The sequence below is a fragment of the Aeromonas rivuli genome, assembly GCF_000820045.1.
Classification (GTDB): domain Bacteria; phylum Pseudomonadota; class Gammaproteobacteria; order Enterobacterales; family Aeromonadaceae; genus Aeromonas; species Aeromonas rivuli.
On record NZ_CDBJ01000043.1, the window covers coordinates 205,633 to 226,437 of the forward strand.

Annotated in this window: 14 protein-coding genes; 7 read left to right on the top strand and 7 right to left on the bottom strand. The window is 60.6% G+C overall.

Annotation, left to right across the window (positions count from 1 at the left end; translation table 11 throughout):
• Window positions 1-175: 175 nt before the first annotated feature.
• Together acnB and BN1130_RS09960 are read right to left on the bottom strand one after the other, a co-directional pair.
• Window positions 176-2,773 carry a bifunctional aconitate hydratase 2/2-methylisocitrate dehydratase gene (acnB, locus tag BN1130_RS09955; RefSeq protein WP_042041779.1) on the bottom strand — a complete coding sequence of 866 codons (2,598 nt, stop codon included), beginning with the start codon at window positions 2,771-2,773 and terminating at the stop codon, window positions 176-178.
• 227 nt (window positions 2,774-3,000) lie between these two features.
• A complete protein-coding gene (locus tag BN1130_RS09960) occupies window positions 3,001-5,280 on the bottom strand; it encodes a patatin-like phospholipase family protein (protein WP_042041781.1) in 2,280 nt (759 codons plus the stop codon).
• A 302-nt stretch (window positions 5,281-5,582) separates the two neighbouring features.
• On the opposite strand from BN1130_RS09960, the gene BN1130_RS09965 reads away from it, so the two are divergent.
• The 4 genes from BN1130_RS09965 to BN1130_RS09980 all read left to right on the top strand — a co-directional run bounded on the left by BN1130_RS09965 (window position 5,583) and on the right by BN1130_RS09980 (window position 10,407).
• Window positions 5,583-7,493 carry a methyl-accepting chemotaxis protein gene (locus BN1130_RS09965; RefSeq protein ID WP_042041782.1) on the top strand — a complete coding sequence of 637 codons (1,911 nt, stop codon included), beginning with the start codon at window positions 5,583-5,585 and terminating at the stop codon, window positions 7,491-7,493.
• 171 nt (window positions 7,494-7,664) lie between these two features.
• A complete protein-coding gene (locus tag BN1130_RS09970) occupies window positions 7,665-9,311 on the top strand; it encodes a methyl-accepting chemotaxis protein (protein WP_042041783.1) in 1,647 nt (548 codons plus the stop codon).
• A 143-nt stretch (window positions 9,312-9,454) separates the two neighbouring features.
• Window positions 9,455-9,667 (top strand): hypothetical protein, encoded by a 213-nt coding sequence (locus tag BN1130_RS09975; RefSeq protein ID WP_042041784.1) that lies wholly within the window; start codon window positions 9,455-9,457, stop codon window positions 9,665-9,667.
• A 425-nt stretch (window positions 9,668-10,092) separates the two neighbouring features.
• On the top strand, window positions 10,093-10,407 hold the full coding sequence (locus tag BN1130_RS09980) for a hypothetical protein (RefSeq protein WP_042041785.1): 315 nt from the start codon (window positions 10,093-10,095) through the stop codon (window positions 10,405-10,407).
• 79 nt (window positions 10,408-10,486) lie between these two features.
• On the opposite strand, the gene lpdA is transcribed toward BN1130_RS09980, so the two are convergent.
• The 5 genes from lpdA to ampD form a co-directional block, all read right to left on the bottom strand.
• Complete coding sequence (gene lpdA / locus BN1130_RS09985) at window positions 10,487-11,914, bottom strand: dihydrolipoyl dehydrogenase (RefSeq protein WP_042041786.1); 1,428 nt, start codon at window positions 11,912-11,914, stop codon at window positions 10,487-10,489.
• 153 nt (window positions 11,915-12,067) lie between these two features.
• Complete coding sequence (aceF, locus tag BN1130_RS09990) at window positions 12,068-13,966, bottom strand: pyruvate dehydrogenase complex dihydrolipoyllysine-residue acetyltransferase (RefSeq protein ID WP_042041787.1); 1,899 nt, start codon at window positions 13,964-13,966, stop codon at window positions 12,068-12,070.
• Window positions 13,967-14,129: 163 nt separating this feature from the next.
• Window positions 14,130-16,790 (bottom strand): pyruvate dehydrogenase (acetyl-transferring), homodimeric type, encoded by a 2,661-nt coding sequence (aceE, locus tag BN1130_RS09995; protein WP_042041788.1) that lies wholly within the window; start codon window positions 16,788-16,790, stop codon window positions 14,130-14,132.
• 78 nt (window positions 16,791-16,868) lie between these two features.
• Window positions 16,869-17,633 (bottom strand): pyruvate dehydrogenase complex transcriptional repressor PdhR, encoded by a 765-nt coding sequence (gene pdhR, locus BN1130_RS10000; protein WP_042041789.1) that lies wholly within the window; start codon window positions 17,631-17,633, stop codon window positions 16,869-16,871.
• 273 nt (window positions 17,634-17,906) lie between these two features.
• Complete coding sequence (gene ampD, locus BN1130_RS10005; protein ID WP_042041950.1) at window positions 17,907-18,482, bottom strand: 1,6-anhydro-N-acetylmuramyl-L-alanine amidase AmpD; 576 nt, start codon at window positions 18,480-18,482, stop codon at window positions 17,907-17,909.
• Window positions 18,483-18,594: 112 nt separating this feature from the next.
• On the opposite strand from ampD, the gene BN1130_RS10010 reads away from it, so the two are divergent.
• The 3 genes from BN1130_RS10010 (at window position 18,595) to BN1130_RS23025 (ending at window position 20,805) form a co-directional block, all read left to right on the top strand.
• The gene (locus BN1130_RS10010; protein WP_042041791.1) at window positions 18,595-19,071 is read left to right on the top strand and encodes a retropepsin-like aspartic protease family protein; all 477 of its coding nucleotides are present in this window, start codon (window positions 18,595-18,597) and stop codon (window positions 19,069-19,071) included.
• Window positions 19,072-19,076: 5 nt separating this feature from the next.
• Window positions 19,077-19,946: a carboxylating nicotinate-nucleotide diphosphorylase gene (gene nadC / locus BN1130_RS10015; protein WP_042041792.1), complete on the top strand. Its 870-nt coding sequence runs from the start codon at window positions 19,077-19,079 to the stop codon at window positions 19,944-19,946.
• A gap of 424 nt (window positions 19,947-20,370) precedes the next feature.
• A complete protein-coding gene (locus tag BN1130_RS23025; RefSeq protein ID WP_042041793.1) occupies window positions 20,371-20,805 on the top strand; it encodes a pilin in 435 nt (144 codons plus the stop codon).

Below are 20,805 nucleotides of genomic sequence, written 5' to 3' on the forward strand. Positions count from 1 at the left end.
ATGCGGCGAGAGGTCATGGGGATGAGCCGACAAGGAGTGACAGCCGTGATGCTCCCCGTTTGGATCGCCCACGGCAGAGCCCAGGATCCGCAATAGCCTCAGCCAGCACCATGAAAAAGCCCCGGCATGGACCGGGGCTGTTCTTCAGACTGCGTGCGCCAGTCGGCGCCAATCCTTATACCGCTTGCTGCAAAATCACCGCATCGGCCTTCTGGGTATAGGAGGCGATTTCGTTGAAGTTGAGGTAACGGTAGGTATCAGCCGCAGTGGCATCCAGGGTCTTGGCGTATTGCAGGTACTCGGCCACGGAGGGGATCTTGCCCAGGATGGCTGCAACGGCGGCCAGCTCGGCAGACGCCAGATAGACGTTGGCACCCTTGCCCAGACGGTTCGGGAAGTTGCGGGTGGAGGTGGAGACCACCGAGGCCCCTTCCGCCACCCGCGCCTGGTTACCCATGCACAGGGAGCAGCCGGGTATCTCGATGCGGGCACCGACCCGGCCGAAGATGCCGTAGTAGCCCTCTTCGGTCAGCTGGTCGCGGTCCATCTTGGTGGGCGGCGCTATCCACATCCGGGTTGGCAAGGAGCCCTGATACTTGTCCAGCAGCTTGCCGGCGGCGCGGAAGTGGCCGATGTTGGTCATGCAAGAGCCGATGAACACCTCATCGATCTTGTCACCCGCCACGTCGCTCAGCAGACGGGCATCGTCCGGATCGTTCGGCGCGCAGAGGATAGGCTCCTTGATGGTGGCCAGATCGATCTCGATGATTTCGGCGTACTCGGCATCCTTGTCCGCTTCCATCAGCACGGGGTTGGCCAGCCACTCTTCCATCCCCTTGATACGACGGGTGATGGTGCGCACGTCGCCATAGCCTTCGGAGAGCATCCATTTCAGCATGACGATGTTGGACTTGAGGTACTCGGCGATCGGAGCCTGATCCAGCTTGATGGTGCAACCGGCGGCGGAGCGCTCGGCACTGGCATCGGCCAGCTCGAAGGCTTGTTCGACTTTCAGGGTCGGCAGACCTTCAATCTCGAGGATGCGGCCGGAGAAGGCGTTCTTCTTGCCCGCTTTCTCGACGGTCAGCAGCCCTTTCTGGATGGCGGCGTAGGGGATGGCATGGACCAGATCACGCAGGGTGATGCCCGGTTGCAGCTCGCCCTTGAAGCGCACCAGAATGGATTCCGGCATGTCCAGCGGCATGACGCCGGTGGCGGCGGCGAAGGCCACCAGGCCAGAACCCGCCGGGAAGGAGATGCCGATGGGGAAACGGGTATGGGAGTCACCACCGGTACCCACGGTATCGGGCAGCAACATGCGGTTCAACCAGGAGTGGATGACCCCATCACCCGGACGCAGGGAGACGCCGCCGCGGTTCATGATGAAGTCCGGCAGGGTGTGGTGAGTCTGCACGTCGATAGGCTTGGGGTAAGCCGCGGTGTGGCAGAAGGACTGCATGGTCAGATCGGCGGAGAAGCCGAGGCAGGCCAAATCCTTGAGCTCATCGCGGGTCATGGGGCCCGTGGTGTCCTGGGAGCCGACCGTGGTCATCTTGGGCTCGCAGTAAGTGCCGGGACGAATGCCCTGCACGCCGCACGCCTTGCCGACCATCTTCTGGGCCAGGGTGTAGCCCTTGCCGGTATCGGCGACCGCTTGCGGGCGACGGAACACGGTGGAGAACGGCAGACCCAGCACGTCGCGGGCCTTGTCGGTCAGGCCGCGGCCGATGATCAGCGGAATACGGCCACCGGCACGTACTTCATCGATCAGCACATCGGTCTTGAGCTCAAACTCGGCCAACACCTGCTCGGTGCCATGGAGCTTGATCTTGCCCTCATAGGGGAAGATGTCGATCACATCGCCCATGTTCAGCTTGGCCACATCCACTTCGATGGGCAGGGCGCCGGCATCTTCCATGGTGTTGAAGAAGATGGGGGCGATTTTGCCACCGAGGCAGACGCCACCGGCACGCTTGTTCGGCACGAACGGAATGTCGTCGCCCATGAACCAGAGCACGGAGTTGGTCGCGGATTTACGGGAAGAGCCGGTACCGACCACATCGCCGACATAAGCCAGCGGGAAGCCCTGCTCTTTCAACGTATCGATGGTCTTGATGGGACCTATGGTGCCGTCATTGTCCGGGGTGATGCCTGGGCGGGCGTTCTTCAGCATGGCCAGGGCATGGAGCGGGATATCGGGACGGGACCAGGCATCCGGTGCGGGGGACAGGTCATCGGTGTTGGTCTCACCGGTCACCTTGAACACGGTGACGGTGATCTTCTCGGCCAGTTCCGGACGGTTCAGGAACCAGTCGGCATCGGCCCAGGATTGCAATACCTGTTTGGCGAAGGCGTTACCGGCCTCGGCTTTCTCCTGCACATCATGGAAGGAGTCAAACATCAGCAGGGTATGGGAGAGGCCCTTGGCAGCAAGAGGGGCCAGTTCGGCGTGGTCGAGCAGGTCGATCAGCGGCTGGATGTTGTAGCCACCCTGCATGGTACCGAGCAGCTCGACCGCTTGGGCGGCGCTCAGGATAGGCGACAGGGTTTCACCCTTGGCGACCGCGGTCAGGAAGCCTGCCTTGACGTAGGCGGCCTCATCGACGCCGGGCGGGACGCGGGAGGACAACAGCTCTTTCAGAAAATCTTCTTCGCCGGCGGGGGGGGCCTTGAACAGTTCAACCAGTGCGGCAACTTGCTCTGCGTTCAGAGGTTTGGCAACCACGCCCTCGGCGGCACGTTCTTCGACGTGTTTACGGTAGGTTTCAAGCACGACTAATTCCTCTTTGGTCTTTTTTGGGGCTCGCCCAGGCTGGCGGCGATCGTCCTTGCGGGACACCCTTAGGGTGCCCCCCACTATATAAGTTTTAACGAGTAATTAAAATCCAATCCCTGCACACTTATTCACCTCAACCAGCTAACCATTTAAAGTTGCTGATGTTTTGGCTGTTAACAGAAAACACAGAAAATTCAACTTAACAAGTTGTCAGCATTTACACCCTATTCGAAGGTACTGCCCAGCTGCAGATAGATGACATCATTCCCGCCCTCCGCCATGCCGTAGCCCAGGAAGATGGGGCCGAGGAAGCTCTCTATCCCCACATAGACGGAACCTGCGAGGATGGAGCTCTCCAGGCTGATATCCTCGCCCTTGTTCCAGACCCCGCCCCGTTCGATGGAGCCGCCCAGATAGAGGGGCGCCCGCAGCGCGCCGAAGTCGTTATCCGCCACCCGGTAGATATAGCGCAGGCCACCAAACAGGCTGTAGCGCCCGGAGAGCTCATAGCGCTGGTAACCGGATAGACGGAACAGGCCGCCGAGATCCTGAATGTCGAGGGGAATAACCTCATCGGTGTCCAGGCCTCCGCCCTCGAGCAACAGGTTGATACTGTGCCTGTCCCAGGACCAGGGCTTGATGAGGGAGAGGTGATAGCTGACACCCGACGAATGGTTGTCGCCATCCAGACCGGTGTTATCGTCCGTGGAGACCCGGGTATAACCCGCTCTGACATCCCACTGCACCCCTTCATAGGGGAAGTAGCGACTGTCGAGGGTGTCGTGTTCGAAGCGTACGTAGGGGCCCCAGGCGGTGGCATCGACAGTGGCATCCTTGAAGTTTTGCAGATCTATCTTGCCTATCTTGCCGTTCAAGCCGATGGAGACGCGGCTCCAGGGTTGGCGGTTCCAGCCAAGGGAGGCATCCGCACTGAAGAAGTTATATTCCGACTCCACAAAGTCGACCGGCAAGAACCCCGCCTCGTCCGGTGAGACAAAGAGCCGACGCTGGGTCTTGTCATAGCCCAGGCTCGCCTCGCCATAGAAGGTCTGCGACGACTCCAGCGGGGTATAGAAGTCGGTTTTGATATGCTTGGCCGTGCCGAGCGACGCCTCGGTCAGCCACTCGGCCCCCAGATCGTTCACATTGGTGAGGGTGTAGGACATGCCGACGTTGTAGTTGGAGTCGCTCTGGAAATCATCGGAGAAGCCGAGCTGGAAGTTGAGATAGCCCGGCCCCCAGTTCTTCTCGCTGGCATCGACCACCAACACGTTCTCACCGTTGCGCTCCTCGACCTGATAGGTGATGCGATCGAAGGACTCCAGGGCGTAGAGGCGGCGAATGCCTGCTTCCAGGCTCTCGTTGGTCTGCACCTTGTCGGGGCGCACCTTGAGGGTGGCTATCATGGTCTCGTCAGAGAGACGGGACTTGTTGACCAGCTCTACCTTGTCGATGAAGTAGGCTGGCTGGCCGCTGCGCTCGGCGCGGCGACTCAGCTTCTGATTGCGATAATCGGCATAGTCCGCCTTGGAGAGCGAGAGCCCGTCGAGCTGGCTGGCGGCCCGCCTGGCCACAGCTTCACCATTTTCAATGCCCTCCGGCATCAGGGCAAAATCGGCGATGCCCATGCCGCCGAACTCAGGCACCAGCAGTATATCTTTGGGGCCCAGCAGCGCCTTCTGCTTGTCGGTGCCCACTTGCGTCATGTAGGTGGTGAGCTGATCTATCATGGCCAGCCCGGACTTGAGCTCCTCCCGGGTGCGCAGCTTGGCACCGATGTCGATGGCGATGACAATGTCGGCGCCCATGGCCTTGGCCACATCGACCGGCATGTTGTTGACCGAGCCGCCATCGGCGAGGATATGCCCCTCCCACTCCACCGGCTTGAGTGCACCGGGGATCGACATCGAAGCCTGCATCGCCTTGGCCAGGCTACCGTGGTCCAGCACATAAGGGGTGACGGTCTCCATGTCGGTCGCGACCGCACGGTAAGGGATCGGCAGGTCGTCGAAGCTCTTTTGTACCGGCAGGTTGGAGGTGGCGAAACGCAGCAGGCTGGCCATGGACTGGCCCTGGAAGAAACCATCCGGCAACTGGGTGGTATTGCCGTTGACGCCGATGTCGGTGCGCAGCTGGTACTGCTCATTTTGCTGCTTCTTGCGCAAGGAGAGTTCGTTGCGCCCCACCTTGTCCTGATAACCCTTGTTCCAGTCGATGGCCAGCGTGGTGCGCTCCACCTCCTCGGCGCTATAGCCCATGGCATACATGCCCGCCACATAGGAGCCCATGCTGGTGCCGACGATGATGTCGACCGGGATCCGCTTCTCCTCCAGCACCTTGAGCACCCCTATGTGGGCCGAGCCCTTGGCGCCGCCACCACTGAGTACCAGTGCGATTTTGGGGCGTTCACTCGCCATGGCCTGGCCACCAAACAGGGCAAGCAACGGCAGACAGCCGAGCAGCAGAAGCAGAGTGCGGGTCCATTCCCGGCGAGCAGCGTACATATGAGTGTCCATGGGGGTCGATGCGGCATTGCAATGATTGCAGCCTACTATAAGAGCCAATCAAGGAACAGCAAGCCTCTATCCCGACCAGGTGCCATGGCGCCCGGCACCGATCCCGGCCCCCTCTCCACCCGAGCCAGGGCCCAGGCACACGAACGCTGATGCCAGATGACACCGAGCCCCCCTCGTCTGCTGTGCGCGCAAACGCAAACCCTGAATAAAAACCCGTCCAGCCTCAAGAATGCCCTCCCCCGGCCGCTACTATCATGACCTCCTTTTCAACCGGATCCCGAGTCAACGCCATGCTTGCAAGCCTGACCCTCAAACAGAAAATTATTGCTACCGTCACCCTGGCCGTGGTGCTCTCCTGCCTGCTGGTGGGTTATTTCAGTCAGCGCTCGGCCCAGCAGCTGATCGAGAGCCGCATGTTCGAACAGGAGCTGCCGAACCTGACCCAACGGATCAGCAAGGACATCGAAAAGGATCTCAACTCGGTGGCCAACGCCGCCAAGCAGCTGGCCAATGACCGCTTCGTGCTGGACTGGGTCGCCCGCGGCATGCCCAAGGAGCAAGAGAGCATCCTTATTGGTCAGCTCAAGGATCTCACGGCGCAATATGGCCTGGTGACCGCCTCCTTCGCCGATCGGCAGAGCGCCGCCTACTACAACCAGGATGGTTTCCTGCGCAACCTGACCCCGGAGCAGGACGCTTGGTTCTATGGCTATACCAAGAGTTCCCAGGATCTGATGCTCAGCATCTTTCGCGAAGCCAATGGCGAGATGAAGTTGTTCGTCAACTTCCAGCAACTCAATGGTCGCGGCCTGGCCGGACTCGCCAAATCCCTGGATACCATGGTCGCCACCCTCTCCAACTTCCGGGTCGGCGACAGCGGCTTCGTGTTCATGACAGATGGCAGTGGCAAGGTGAAGCTGCACCCGGATGCCGCCCGCATCGACAGGGATACGCTGAGTCAGCTGGCCGGCCCGGATGCCGCGGCCCTGCTCACCAAGCAGGCATTTTCCGCCAGCCGCGCCGAGGTCGATGGCCAGGACGTGGTGCTCGCCACCACCTATATCCCGCTGCTCGACTGGTACCTGGTGGTACAGGTGCCCGAGGCCGAGATCTATGGGGAACTCGACAAGGCCCGCCTGCACATAGTGCTGGTCAGTTTGGTCATCGCCCTGGGCATGGGCCTGCTTGGCATGCTGCTGGCGGGGTCGGTCAGCCGCCCCCTCAACGAACTGGCCCGCCTGTTCCGGGCACTCGGCAGCGGTGATGGCGACCTGACCCAGCGCCTCAAGGTCGAGGGCAAGGATGAACTGAGCGAGGTCGCCAAGGGCTTCAACAACTTCGTGGCCAAGATCCATGGCTCCATCGAACAGGTGGCCAGCAACTCCCGTCAGCTGGCGGCCACCGCCGCCCAGGTTGCCAGCCAGGCCCAGCTCACCCAGCACAACTGCACCGCCCAGCGGGATCGCACCGTGCAGGTCGCCACCGCCATCCACGAGATGGGCGCCACCGTCGGCGAGATAGCCGGCAATGCCTCCCTGGCCGCCGAGGTGGCCAAGCAGGCCAACGAGCAAGCCGAGGCCGGGGCAGGTGTGGTCTCCCAGGCTCGCCACGGTATCGTCGGACTCTCCGGTGAACTGAAAGAGGTCTCCGGGGTCATCGGCTCCCTGGCCGGCCAGACCGATGCCATCGGCAGCATACTCGACACCATCCGCAGCATCTCGGAGCAGACCAACCTGCTGGCGCTGAACGCCGCCATCGAGGCAGCCCGGGCCGGTGAACAGGGTCGGGGCTTCGCCGTGGTGGCCGACGAGGTGCGCAACCTCGCCAGCCGCTCCGCCGCCTCCACCGAGGAGATCCAGAAGATGATCAACAGCCTGCAGGCGCAATCCGCTCGCGCCGTGAGTGCCATGGCCGAGGGTCACAGCCAGAGCCTGGCCGTGGTAAACCAGGCGGATGCAGCCAACGAGGCCCTGGGCCAGATCACCGCCCACATCACCCAGATAAGCGACATGAACATCCAGGTCGCCACCGCCACCGAGGAGCAGTCCAGCGTGGTCGGCGAGATCAACCGCAACGTAGAGGACATCAACCAGCTCACCATGGAGACGGCGGACATCGCCCACCAGTTGACGGCATCGAGTCGTAGTCTGCAGCAGCTCTCCAGCGAGCTGGATCAACTGGTCGGCAACTTCCGGCTATGACATTGACCAAAGAGCGCCAGGGGCGCTCTTTGCAACGATTGAGATGACCCTGGCCCCGCGCGGGCACATCGACCGGGTAGGGATATCCGGCGGCCCACCCAGTGCCAGACCGCTAATTGTCATCGACAGCGACTAGATTAGCGGCCAACCCAGCAGCTTAAAGGAGTCACCATGCTCGCAGGAAAGATCACCCTCAAGTCTCAACTCATCCTGGCCGTCACCGTGCCCTGTATTGCCCTCTTGCTGGTCGGCGGCGCCAGCCTGCGCAGCATGGGCGACATCAAGCATCAGGCCGATGAGCTCTATCAGAATACGGCCACGCCGATGCGGGCCATGGCCGAAGTGGCCTCGCGCATCCCGCGCATGCGGGTCGGCATCGACATGATGCTGCTGCAAGACAGCTCCCTGCGCGACGAGAAGGGGGTGCTGACCCGGGTCAAGGAGACGCGCACCGAAGACATTCCCGAGATGCGTCAGGCCATGCAACAGGCGGTGGACGCCCAGGTTGATCCCAGCGCGCGGGCCGAGGCCCAGAAACTGCTCAGCCAGTTCGAGCAGATGGAGCGCGACGAGCTGACCCCCATGTTGCAGGCGCTGGAGAGTGATCAGATGGAGGTGGCGCGCGGCATCTATCGCGATCGCTATAGCCAGACCTATGGGGAGATGCGCAAGGGGGCCAACGCCTTGCTCGATGGCCTCATCGGCCAGGCCCAGCAGCGCAACCAGCTCAGTGAAGAGAGCTATGGCAGCGGCCGCAACCAGATGATGATCATCATAGTGGTCGCCATCCTCATCTCCTTGCTGGTCTCGAGCCAGATCCTGACCAGCCTGCGCCGTCGGGTCAGCTTCTTGCAACGGCACATCGGCGAGGCGGCCGAACACCTGGCCCTCGACAGCCGGGCCCAGATCGAGGGCAAGGATGAACTGGCCGAGGTGGCGCGCAGCTTCAACCACTTCGTGTCCCGCATCCATGGCGCCATCGAAGAGGTGGCGAGCAACTCGCGCCAGCTGGCGAGCACGGCTACCGACGTCGCCAACCAGGCTCAGCTCACCCAGCACAACTGCACCGCCCAGCGGGATCGCACCGTGCAGGTCGCCACCGCCATTCACGAGATGGGCGCCACCGTCGGCGAGATAGCCGGCAACGCCTCCCTGGCCGCCGAGGTGGCCAAGCAGGCCAACGATCAGGCCGGATCCGGGGCGGACGTGGTCGCGCAGGCCCGCCATGGCATAGTGGGATTGTCCAATGAGCTGGAGGAGGTCTCCGGGGTGATCGGCTCCCTGGCCGGTCAGACCGATGCCATCGGCAGCATACTCGATACCATCCGCAGCATCTCGGAGCAGACCAACCTGCTGGCACTCAATGCCGCCATCGAGGCGGCCCGGGCCGGTGAGCAGGGTCGTGGCTTCGCCGTGGTGGCCGATGAGGTACGCAACCTCGCCAGCCGCTCCGCCGCCTCCACCGAGGAGATCCAGAAGATGATCAACAGCCTGCAGGCGCAATCCGCCCGCGCCGTGAGCGCCATGGCCGAGGGGCGCAGCCAGAGCCTGGCCGTGGTGGCGCAAGCCGACAAGGCCAACGAGGCCCTGGGTCATATCACCTCGCACATCACCCAGATAAGCGACATGAATATCCAGGTCGCCACCGCCACCGAGGAGCAGTCCAGCGTGGTGGGCGAGATCAACCGCAACGTGGAGGACATCAACCAGCTCACCATGGAGACCACGGACATTGCCCACAGGCTCACCGACTCCAGCCGCGGACTGCAGCAGCTCTCCGGCCAGCTCGACAAACTGGTAGGCAACTTCCGGCTCTGAGCCTCCTCACTCTTCCTCCCTCAGGGAGCGCCACCGCGCTCCCTGTTTTTCGACAACGGCAGGCCATGACGTAGCGCCGCCAAGTCGACTCTGGATCTCCGCCGTAATACCGCATAATCAGAGGAGAACCAAGGAGAACGGAAATGGGCAAACTGATGATGGTAGTGGTAGTGGGGGCGCTGTTGTCGGCCTGCAGCAGCGGTCCGGTGCGAGTGCACGGCGCCGATGTCAGCGTGGATGACACCCGGATCCGGGTCTACGACGGCCATAATGATGGCTATTACGACGATGACTATCACGGCGGCCAACGGGGTCGCTTCTGTCCCCCGGGACAGGCCAAGAAAGGGCGCTGCTAGCGCCTTTTTTATGGTCGTCATCTGCTGCTCAGCCTGCCGCAACCGCACCTGATGCGGGCGACAACGCCGAACCAGATGGGATCCCATGCCTGCATCGACCATCATATCAGCCGGAATGCGCCTCTCTGCCACCGCCAGAGCCCTGCCATGGGCCGCGCCCTTAATGCCTAACCTGCTCGGCAGCCGCACGGTTCTGGCCGACCATATAAGCCCTTCCACCATGCAGTGGCGCCAATGGGACGACAGCGCCAGCAAGGGCACACCGCTTGAGACCACAGCCTGTGCAGCCCCCGTGCTACCCCCGATTTGAGGGAATACCACATGTTCCCAGTTAAGCCAGCGGCAAGTCATGACGCAGCGCCATCTACACGCCCGATGCTTATTGGGGATGGCAGCATAATCAGGGTAAACCCTAGGAGGTTGTTATGGACAAGCGGATTCTGATGGTACTGCTTGGCGCGCTGCTCACCGCCTGTACCAGTGGTCCAGTGCGGGTGCATGGCGCAGACTTTAGCGTGGAGGATGCCCATATCCGGGTCACTGACGGCTACTACCGTTATCATGGGGGTCATTACTATCGCTATGACGATAACCGCCATCACCACGATGGCTATTACCGCCGCTATTACGATGACCGCCACCCCGATCGCTATTACTACCGCCATGATGGTCACCACCATCGCCAGGGGGGTTATCGAACCTTCTGCCCGCCGGGCCAGGCCAAGAAGGGCCGTTGCTGAGCGCTTTCGCTCGCAGACCCTGTAAACCAAAAAAGCCGCTCAAAAGAGCGGCTTTTTCATATGGAGTGCAGGAAGAAGATTATTTCTTCTTCTTGGCCTTGGCGTTCGGCAGATCGGTGATGGATCCTTCGTACACTTCGGCAGCCAGACCCACGGACTCGTGCAGAGTCGGGTGAGCATGGATGGTCAGCGCCAGATCTTCGGCGTCGGCACCCATCTCGATGGCCAGACCGATCTCACCCAGCAGCTCACCACCGTTGGTACCGACGATGGCACCACCGATGACGCGATGGCTGTCCTTGTCGAAGATCAACTTGGTCATGCCGTCGGAGCAATCGGAGGCGATGGCGCGGCCGGAGGCAGCCCAGGGGAAGGTGGCGACTTCGAAGTTCAGGCCCTGTTGCTTGGCTTCCTTCTCGGTCAGACCGACCCAGGCCATCTCTGGCTCGGTGTAGGCGATGGACGGGATCACTTTCGGGTCGAAGTAGTGCTTCTTGCCGGCGATGACTTCGGCCGCCACGTGGCCTTCGTGCACACCCTTGTGGGCCAGCATCGGCTGACCGACTATGTCACCGATGGCGTGGATGTGAGCGACGTTGGTACGCAGCTGCTTGTCCACCTCGATGAAACCGCGCTCGTTGACGGCCACACCGGCTTTCTCGGCGTCCATCAGCTTGCCGTTCGGCACACGACCGACCGCGACCAGCACGTTGTCGTAGCGAACCGGCTCGGCCGGGGCGTGCTTGCCTTCGTAAGAGACGTACAGGCCATCTTCACGGGCTTCAACTGCGGTGACCTTGGTCTCCAGCATGATGTTGAATTTCTTGGCAACGCGCTTGGTGTAGATCTTGACGATGTCTTTGTCGGCAGCCGGTACCAGCTGGTCGGCAAATTCCACCACGTCGATCTCGGAACCCAGGGAGGAGTACACGGTACCCATCTCCAGACCGATGATGCCGCCACCGATAACCAGCAGCTTGCCCGGTACTGTGGTCAGTTCCAGCGCATCGGTTGAATCCCATACACGGGGGTCATCATGGGGGATGAACGGCAGTTTCACCGGACGGGAACCCGCGGCGATGATGGCGTTGTCGAAGGTAACGACTGTCTTGCCGTCATCACCGGTCACTTCCAGGGTGTTGGGGCCGGTGAATTTACCGAAGCCGTTCACAACCTGAACTTTACGCATCTTGGCCATGCCGGCCAGACCGCCGGTCAGCTGATTGATGACCTTCTCTTTCCACAGACGCACCTTGCCGATGTCAGTCTGGGGGGCACCGAACACGATGCCGTGATCGGACAGCGCCTTGGCTTCTTCGATCACTTTAGCGACGTGCAGCAGCGCCTTGGACGGGATACAACCCACGTTCAGGCAGACGCCACCCAGGGTGGAGTAGCGCTCGACGATAACGGTTTCCAGACCCAGATCGGCGGCACGAAAAGCAGCGGAATAACCGGCAGGGCCAGCACCCAGTACTACGACCTGAGTTTTGATTTCTTTACTCATCATGACCTCTTTGTCGTTCTATATCCCCGGACAGCACAGTCTTATGCCAAAGAAGGCGGCTGCAGCCGTGAAAAAAACGGGGCAAGTTTATAATTTTGTTAATGAAATGAGAAGTGAAAAGGGCGAGCTCTGTGCTCGCCCTCTCATTTACATTTACAGAACCAGTCGACGAATGTCGGACAGCACACCACTCAGGGTGGTGACGAAGCGAGCACCGTCGGCACCGTCGATGACGCGGTGGTCATAGCTCAGTGCCAGCGGCAGCATCAGACGCGGCACGAACTCTTTGCCGTTCCACTTCGGCTTCATCTCGGACTTGGAAACACCGAGGATGGCCACTTCCGGCGCGTTGACGATCGGGGTAAAGCTGGTACCGCCGATGCCCCCTAAGCTGGAAATGGTGAAGCAACCGCCCTGCATGTCGGCAGCGGTCAGCTTGCCGGCACGGGCCTTCTTGGAGATCTCGGCCAAGTCGCGGGACAGCTCATGGATGCCCTTCTTGTTGACGTCGCGAACCACCGGAACCACCAGGCCACCCGGGGTGTCTACCGCCACACCGATGTGGATGTACTTCTTCATGATCAGCTTGCTGCCGTCTGCGGACAGGGCGCTGCAGAAGCGCGGGTGCGCTTCCAGGGCCTTGGCGGCGGCTTTCAGGATGAACACCAGCGGGGTGATCTTCACATCCAGCTTCTGCTTCTCGGCCAGCATGTTCTGCTCTTTGCGGAACGCTTCCAGATCCGTGGTATCGGCTTCGTCGAACTGGGTGACATGAGGGATCATGGCCCAGTTGCGGTGCAGGGCAGGACCGGAGATCTTCTGGATCCGGGTCAGTTCCAGCTCTTCGACCGGGCCGAACTTGCTGAAATCAACCTTGGGCCAGGCGACGACGCTCATGCCGTTGCCAGTGCCTTGACCTGCGGCCGGGGCGGACTCGGCGCGCTTGACCGCATCCTTCACATAAGCCTGCACGTCTTCTTTGACGATGCGACCCTTGCGACCCGAGGCTTTCACCTTGGCCAGGTTGACGCCGAACTCACGGGCCAGGCGGCGCACAGCCGGAGAGGCGTGCACGTAGGCATCGTTGGCAACGAAGTCGGAGGACGCAGCAGCCGGAGCGGCAGCTTGGGCAACTGGCGCAGCGGCAGCAACAGGTGCGGCAACGGGGGCAGCAGCCTGGGCAACCGGGGCGGCAGCAGGGGCAGCGCCAGCCACTTCGAACACCATGATCAGAGAGCCGGTGGAGACCTTGTCACCCGCCTTCACCTTGATCTCTTTGATGATACCGGCGAAGGGCGCTGGCACTTCCATGGAGGCCTTGTCACCTTCCACGGCGATCAGGGACTGGTCGGCTTCGACCTTGTCACCGACGGCGACCATGATCTCGGTGACTTCGACTTCATCACCACCGATGTCAGGGACATTGACCTCTTTGGCAGCGGCGGCAACCGGGGCAGCAGCCACGGGAGCAGCAGCCTGAACCGGGGCAGCCACGGCGGCAGGCGCGGCGCCAGCCACTTCGAATACCATCACCAGGGAACCGGTGGAGACCTTGGCGCCGGCGGCAACCTTGATCTCGACCACACGGCCCGCGAACGGCGCCGGCACTTCCATGGAAGCTTTGTCGCCTTCCACGGCAATGATGGACTGGTCGGCTTCAACCATGTCACCCACGGCAACCATCAGCTCGGTCACTTCGACTTCGTCGTCACCGATGTCAGGGACGTGAACGTCTTTGCGTGCGGCGGCAGCAGGAGCGGCCGGTGCAGCAGCAACCGGAGCGGCAGCTTGAGCGGGGGCTGGCGCGGCGGCAGCAGCACCTTCGGCTTCGAAGATCATGATCTGGGAACCGGTGGCAACCTTGTCGCCCACCTTGATCAGGATCTCTTTGACGATACCCGCGGCCGGAGCCGGGACTTCCATGGAGGCCTTGTCACCTTCCACTGCGATCAGGGACTGGTCGAGCTCGACCTTGTCACCCACAGCGACCATGATTTCGGTCACTTCCACTTCATCGGCACCGATATCCGGCACCATAATCTGTTTGGACATTGTGCTTTATCCTCTTACGCGTCTGTCGCGTTAACCTTGGCAAGAGCAGGTTCCGGCTCGTTGTTGCCGTCCGGCCCCTGTGTTTGTCCTCTTACCCTTATGTCGCATTAACCTGGGCAAGGCCCTGTCCGGCACGCAAGTCCGGACAGGGCGCTCAATCCTCTTACGCGTACAGCGGGTTAACCTTGTCGGCATCGATGCCGTACTTGGCGATGGCGTCGGCCACAACCTGCTTGTCGATCTCACCGCGCTTGGCCAGTTCGGTCAGGGCAGCAACCACGACATAGAACTCGTTCACTTCGAAGTGACGACGCAGGTTGGCACGGCTGTCGGAACGGCCATAACCATCGGTACCCAGTACACGGTAGTGCTCGGTCGGCATGAAGGCACGCACCTGCTCGGCGAAGGACTTCATGTAGTCGGTCGCGGCTATGGTGGCTTCGGAACCCAGTACCGAGGTGATGTAGGGTACGCGGGCAGCAGCAGTCGGGTGCAGCATGTTCCAGCGATCAACGTCCTGACCATCACGAGCCAGCTCGTTGAAGGAGGTGACGCTGAACACGTCGGAACCGACGCCATACTCGCTCGCCAGGATCTGGGCGGCGGTGCGGACGTGGCCCAGGATGGAACCACAACCCAGCAGCTGTACCTTGGCCTTGGTACCGGCCACGGATTCCAGCTTGTAGATACCCTTGCGGATGCCTTCCTCGGCGCCTTCCGGCATGGCCGGCATGGCGTAGTTCTCGTTGAGGGTGGTGATGTAGTAGAAGACGTTCTCAGGCTTCTCACCGTACATACGGCGCAGGCCGTCCTGTACGATCACCGCCACTTCATAGGCGTAGGACGGATCGTAGGAGATGCAGTTCGGGATGGTGCCGGCCAGGATGTGGCTGTGACCATCTTCGTGCTGCAGACCTTCACCGTTGAGGGTGGTACGACCGGAAGTCGCGCCCAGCAGGAAACCACGAGCTTGCTGGTCACCCGCTGCCCACGCCATGTCACCGATCCGCTGGAAGCCGAACATGGAGTAGTAGATGTAGAACGGGATCATCGGGCAATCGTTGGTGCTGTAGGAGGTCGCAGCAGCCAGCCAGGAGGACATGGCGCCCAGCTCGTTGATACCGTCCTGCAGAACCTGACCCTGTTTGTCTTCCTTGTAGTAGGAGACGATGTCACGGTCTTGCGGGGTGTACTGCTGACCATGCGGGCTGTAGATGCCGATCTGACGGAACAGACCTTCCATCCCGAAGGTACGAGCTTCATCGGCCAGGATAGGCACGATGCGCTTGCCGATGGACTTGTCTTTGAGCAGCACGTTCAGGGAACGCACGAACGCCATGGTGGTGGAGATCTCACGGGCCTGCTCGCCCAGCAGCGGACCAAAGGTCTCCAGCGCCGGGATTTCCAGGGTGGTGGTGGTCTCACGCAGACGAGTCGGTACATAACCTTTCAGCTCGGCACGGCGGGCATGTAGGTACTTGTACTCTTCGGTACCCTCTTCGATCTTCAGGTACGGCAGCTCTTCCATCTGCTCATCGGTCACCGGCAGGTTGAAACGATCGCGCAGGTGACGCACAGAGCCGAGATCCATCTTCTTGACCTGGTGGGCAATGTTCTTGCCTTCGGCCGCTTCGCCCATGCCATAACCCTTGATGGTCTTGGCCAGGATGACGGTCGGCTTGCCCTTGGTCGCTGCGGCCTTGGAGAAGGCGGCGAACAGCTTACGAGGATCGTGACCACCGCGGTTCAGGGCGAAGATCTCCTCGTCGGTCATGTCTTTGACCAGGGCTGCGGTTTCCGGGTAGCGATTGAAGAAGTGCTCACGGACATAGGCGCCGTCACGGGACTTCATGGTCTGGTAGTCACCATCCACGGTCTCGTTCATCAGCTGGATCAGCTTGCCTGAGGTGTCTTTCTTGAGCAGCTCATCCCACTTGCGACCCCAGATAACCTTGGTCACGTCCCAGCCGGCGCCGGCGAACAGGCCGTCCAGCTCGTTGATGACCTTGCCGTTACCGACGACAGGACCATCCAGACGCTGCAGGTTGCAGTTGACCACGAATACCAGGTTGTCGAGCTTTTCACGCACGGCAACGGTCAGGGCGCCCTTGGCTTCCGGCTCGTCCATCTCGCCGTCACCCAGGAAGGCGTACACGGTCTGGTCGGCACAGTCTTTGATGCCACGGTCGGTCAGGTACTTCAGGAAACGCGCCTGATAGATGGCGGCGATAGGACCCAGACCCATGGAGACGGTCGGGAACTGCCAGAAGTCCGGCATCAGTTTCGGGTGCGGATAGGAAGGGATACCCTTGCCGTCCACTTCCTGACGGAAGTTGTCCAGCTGGTCTTCGGTCAGGCGACCTTCGACGAAGGCACGAGCATAGATGCCCGGGGAGATGTGACCCTGGAAGTAAACCAGATCACCACCATCCTTCTCGTTGCGAGCACGGAAGAAGTGGTTGTAGCAGACTTCGTAAATGGTGGCACTGGAGGCGAAGGAGGACATGTGACCACCCAGGTCCAGATCCTTTTTAGAAGCGCGCAGCACTATCATCACGGCATTCCAGCGGATGATGGCGCGAATACGGCGCTCCATCTCCTGATCGCCCGGGTAAGCAGGTTCGTCAGTGGCAGGAATGGTGTTGATGTAATCGCGATTCGCTTTCTCAGCCACTTCCACACCGCTAACGCGTGCCTTCTCAGTAAGCTGTTCAAGGATGAACTGAGCGCGTTGCGGACCCTCTTCACGCAACAAGGATTCCAGAGAGGCAAGCCACTCCAGCGTTTCTATCGGGTCCACATCGTTCTTCAGGATATCAGACATGGCTGGTTCCTATTTGTTGTGATTGCACGGCATTGCACGGCGAAGGGCGCAAGCATTCGACAATAAAGCCTTGTGGGATTAGTTATCCTGCTGACGGATCCGACGCATGGATCGCTGGATCCGGCTATCTTCCCTCTGCATATCCAACAAGGTGTCCTCGATAAAGGCCAGGTGCTCATGACAAGCAGTCCTGGCCCGCTCCGGAGCCCCCGACAGGATAGCCTCGATCAGCGACGCACGATGGCGACGGATCTTGGCGACCACTCCCGGACGGCGATTCAAAATTTCGTTATTTCGCAAAATGTTCTGTTCGAGCATGGGGCCCATGGCCCGCAACAGGTGCAGCAGCACCACGTTGTGGGAGGCCTCCGCCACCGCCAGATAGAACTGGGTGACAGCGCTCGACTCGCTCGCAAGCGATCCCTGCTGCCCGGCGGCCTCGATGGCGGCCTGGGCGGCGCGGATGCGCTCGAAATCTGCCTCTGTACCCCGCAGTGCAGCATAGTAGGCACAGATGCCTTCCAGTGCGTGGCGAAACTCCAGCAAGTCATACTGGGCTTCAGGGTGGGTACTGAGCAGCTCGAACAGGGGATCGGCGATGCCCTTGCTCAAACCATTTTGCACAAAGGTGCCACCGCCCTGGCGGCGATACAGCAACCCACGAGCCTCCAGACGCTGGATGGCCTCTCGCAAGGAGGGGCGCGACACCTGAAACTGGATGGCGAGTTCCCGCTCTGGCGGCAACTTCTGGCCAGGCTGCAAGCTGCCTTCCAGGATCATGTGCTCCAACTCGGCGACGATGGCGTCAGCCAATTTGGGTTGAGTAACTTTACGATAGGGCATGAGGCAGCTTTGTTAAATTGGTATTACCAATTTCATGAATGGGGCGAAAATTAGCAGAGGGCATGGAAAATGTCCACCCAAAATCTGATCTGCATCAAGAAAGTGAACTGCCTATTTATGGGTAATCTTCGGGAACCATGATCTCACTCATAGAAAATGGTCTGACCAATATTTCTGCGCCAGATCACAGACAACATTTGGGTAACAGCCAATAAAAATAGCCTGCCCTGTTGGCAAGCCATTGATTTAAAAAACACAAACTTAATTTCAACACTAGCAGGATTTGTTTGTTTCCTGGCGATATCGCACCCAGTCAAAACTGCCGCCCGGATCCGTCTTGCGGCCCGGCGCTATGTCGCAGTGCCCCACCACCCGCTCTGCCACTATGGCCGGAAAACGCGCCTGAATGGTTCGAGTGAGACTCGCCAGCACGGCATATTGCGCAGGGCTATAAGGCAGATCATCGGTCCCCTCCAGCTCGATGCCGATGGAGTAATCGTTGCACGCCTCTCGCCCCTCCCAGCAAGAGAGGCCCGCATGCCAGGCTCGGGCAATAAAAGGCACATATTGCACCAGCTCTCCGTCACGGCGGATCAGGCAATGGGCGGAGACCCGCAGTTGATGGATCTCGGCGAAATAGGGGTGGCCGTCGGGATTGAGGGTGCCGCTGAACAGCTCGTCGATATGAGGACCGCCGAACTGCCCTGGTGGCAGGCTGATACCGTGCACCACCAGCAAGGAGACATCCTCGGGGCTGGCCCGCTCATTGTGATGAGGAGAGGGCACCCGTCTGGCCTGCTCGCACCAACCGTCTGAATCAATGGAAAATACTGTGTTAGGCTGGGTCATCATCTCTCTTGCTCATGGTATGGATGTGCGCATTACCGCCCTTAGGGTCTGGCTATCACTCCCCCCGCGTTCACAGCCCGGGCTGTTGTCCTGCACCGGGGGGCGCTCTTAAATGGCGGCCCCTGCTGCGGCCCGCTGGCTCTGGCTACTGACCTGGCTCTCGCTGATGGGACTGCTCACCCTCTATTTCCACACGGGTAGCCAGCCCAGCGTCACTGCCAGCGGCGAACTGCGTCTGCCGATGGATGCCAGCGGCCACTATCGTCTGGAGGGTGCCATCAACGGCCAGGAGGTGCAACTGCTGCTCGACACAGGCGCCACCCGGGTCACCATACCGGCTGAGGTGGCGAGTCGCCTAGGGCTCGTGGTGCAGGGGCAGAGTCGGGTCAATACGGCAGCTGGCCCTATTCTGGTCGGCAACGGTCGGATAGAAAGCCTGGCGATGGGCCCGCTGACCTTGTACGATCTGGCCGTTTACATCAATCCAGCCGCCAGCGGCAATGAGATCCTGGTCGGCATGAACGCCCTCGGTCGGCTGGAGCTGACTCAACGAGACAGGCAGTTGCTTCTCAGACCCTTGCAGGAATAAAAGGCATGTTACAACAGGACATCAGCCGCGCCGTGCGCGCCGCGTTACTCGAAGATTTGGGGGGCGCCCTGACCGCCCAAGGCCAACCGGACGCCCGCGCCGACATCACGGCGCAGCTCATTCCGGCCGATCGCCAGGCCAGTGCCCGGGTCATCACCCGCGAGGCGGGGGTCTTCTGTGGTCAAGCCTGGGTGGATGAAGTCTTTGCCCAGCTCGGTGGCGAGGTACAAGTTGAGTGGGGGGTCAAAGATGGCGACACTCTGCAGCCGGATCAGGAGCTGTTTCGTCTCCACGGCCCGGCCCGGGTGCTGTTGACCGGCGAGCGCAATGCCCTCAATTTTGTGCAGACCCTCTCCGGGGTGGCCACCCTGACCGCCCGCTACGTCGCAGAGCTCACCGGCACCCAATGCCGCCTGCTCGATACCCGCAAGACGCTGCCAGGGCTGCGGGATGCCCAAAAATATGCGGTGACCTGCGGCGGCGGCAAAAACCACCGTATCGGTCTGTATGACGCCTACCTCATCAAAGAGAACCATATTCTCGCCTGCGGCGGCATCATGGAGGCCGTGAGCGAGGCCCGCCGCCTCAATCCAGGCAAGCCGGTGGAGGTGGAGGTGGAGTCGCTCGTCGAGCTGGCGCTCGCCCTCGATGCCGGCGCCGATATCGTCATGCTGGATAACTTTGATGTGGCCATGATGGGTGAGGCGGTCACCCTGAACGGCAAGGGAGGCGAGCGCCGGGCCAAGCTGGAGGTATCCGGCAACGTCACCCTGGACACGCTGGCCGAATTTGCCGCCACCGGCGTGGATTACATCTCGGTCGGTGCCCTGACCAAGCATGTGCGGGCCCTCGATCTCTCCATGCGCTTTATCTAAACAGTCAACGCCGTTATTACCATTCACCTGCCCCCGCTAGCCATGATGCCAGCGGGGGCAGGGAACTCTTCTTAGTCAAGCCCCTCAATCCTTTCGGTTCACTCCCTCGATCTCCCCCCTTTCCCCGATACCGGGGCAGCAATCAACCCCTGACGCATCTCGACTTGCAAAAGACGCCATTGACGCCTTTTCTTTAGGCAAGGCCCGCCCATGGTAAAAGGAGAAACCGGAACAGCAGACTGAATGAAAGGGAACCAAAGGAGGCCACTAACCTTCTGATTTATCTCTACTTATGTCATTAATTTAATGCTCGTCAACTAAACTGGATTGCGTTGTTGCCAAGTGCAGCAGTTTGGCTAAGCTGCCAAGAGCGGTGAGGTCACCGCCAGTGTTATCAGGACCATGTGAAATAAGGATATTGAAGATGAGAAAGCAAACAGGCTTTACCCTGATCGAACTGATGATCGTCGTGGCCATCGTCGCCATACTTGCCGCCATCGCCCTGCCGGCGTATCAGAGTTATACCAAACGTGCCAAATTTTCGGAGGTTATCGCAGCGGTAGGGCCGGCAAAAACGGCCGTTGAAGTGTGCGTGCAAGGATGGGCTGGCGTATCCAGCGCTGTTGGTGCCAGCTGTGCCTTGGCAGGTGAAAATGCCGTATCAGGAGCAAGCGCACAGACAGTGAACTTTGATAATGTGGACGTAGCTAATGCCGCAGGTGTGATTACCATCACAGGCACCGCCGCTGCCGCATTGGATTCATCCACTTATGCATTAATTACCTCTGGTGCAGTCATCCCTGGTGGCCAAGTGTTGTGGCAAATTTCAGGATCATGCGTTACTGATGGTAAATGCTAA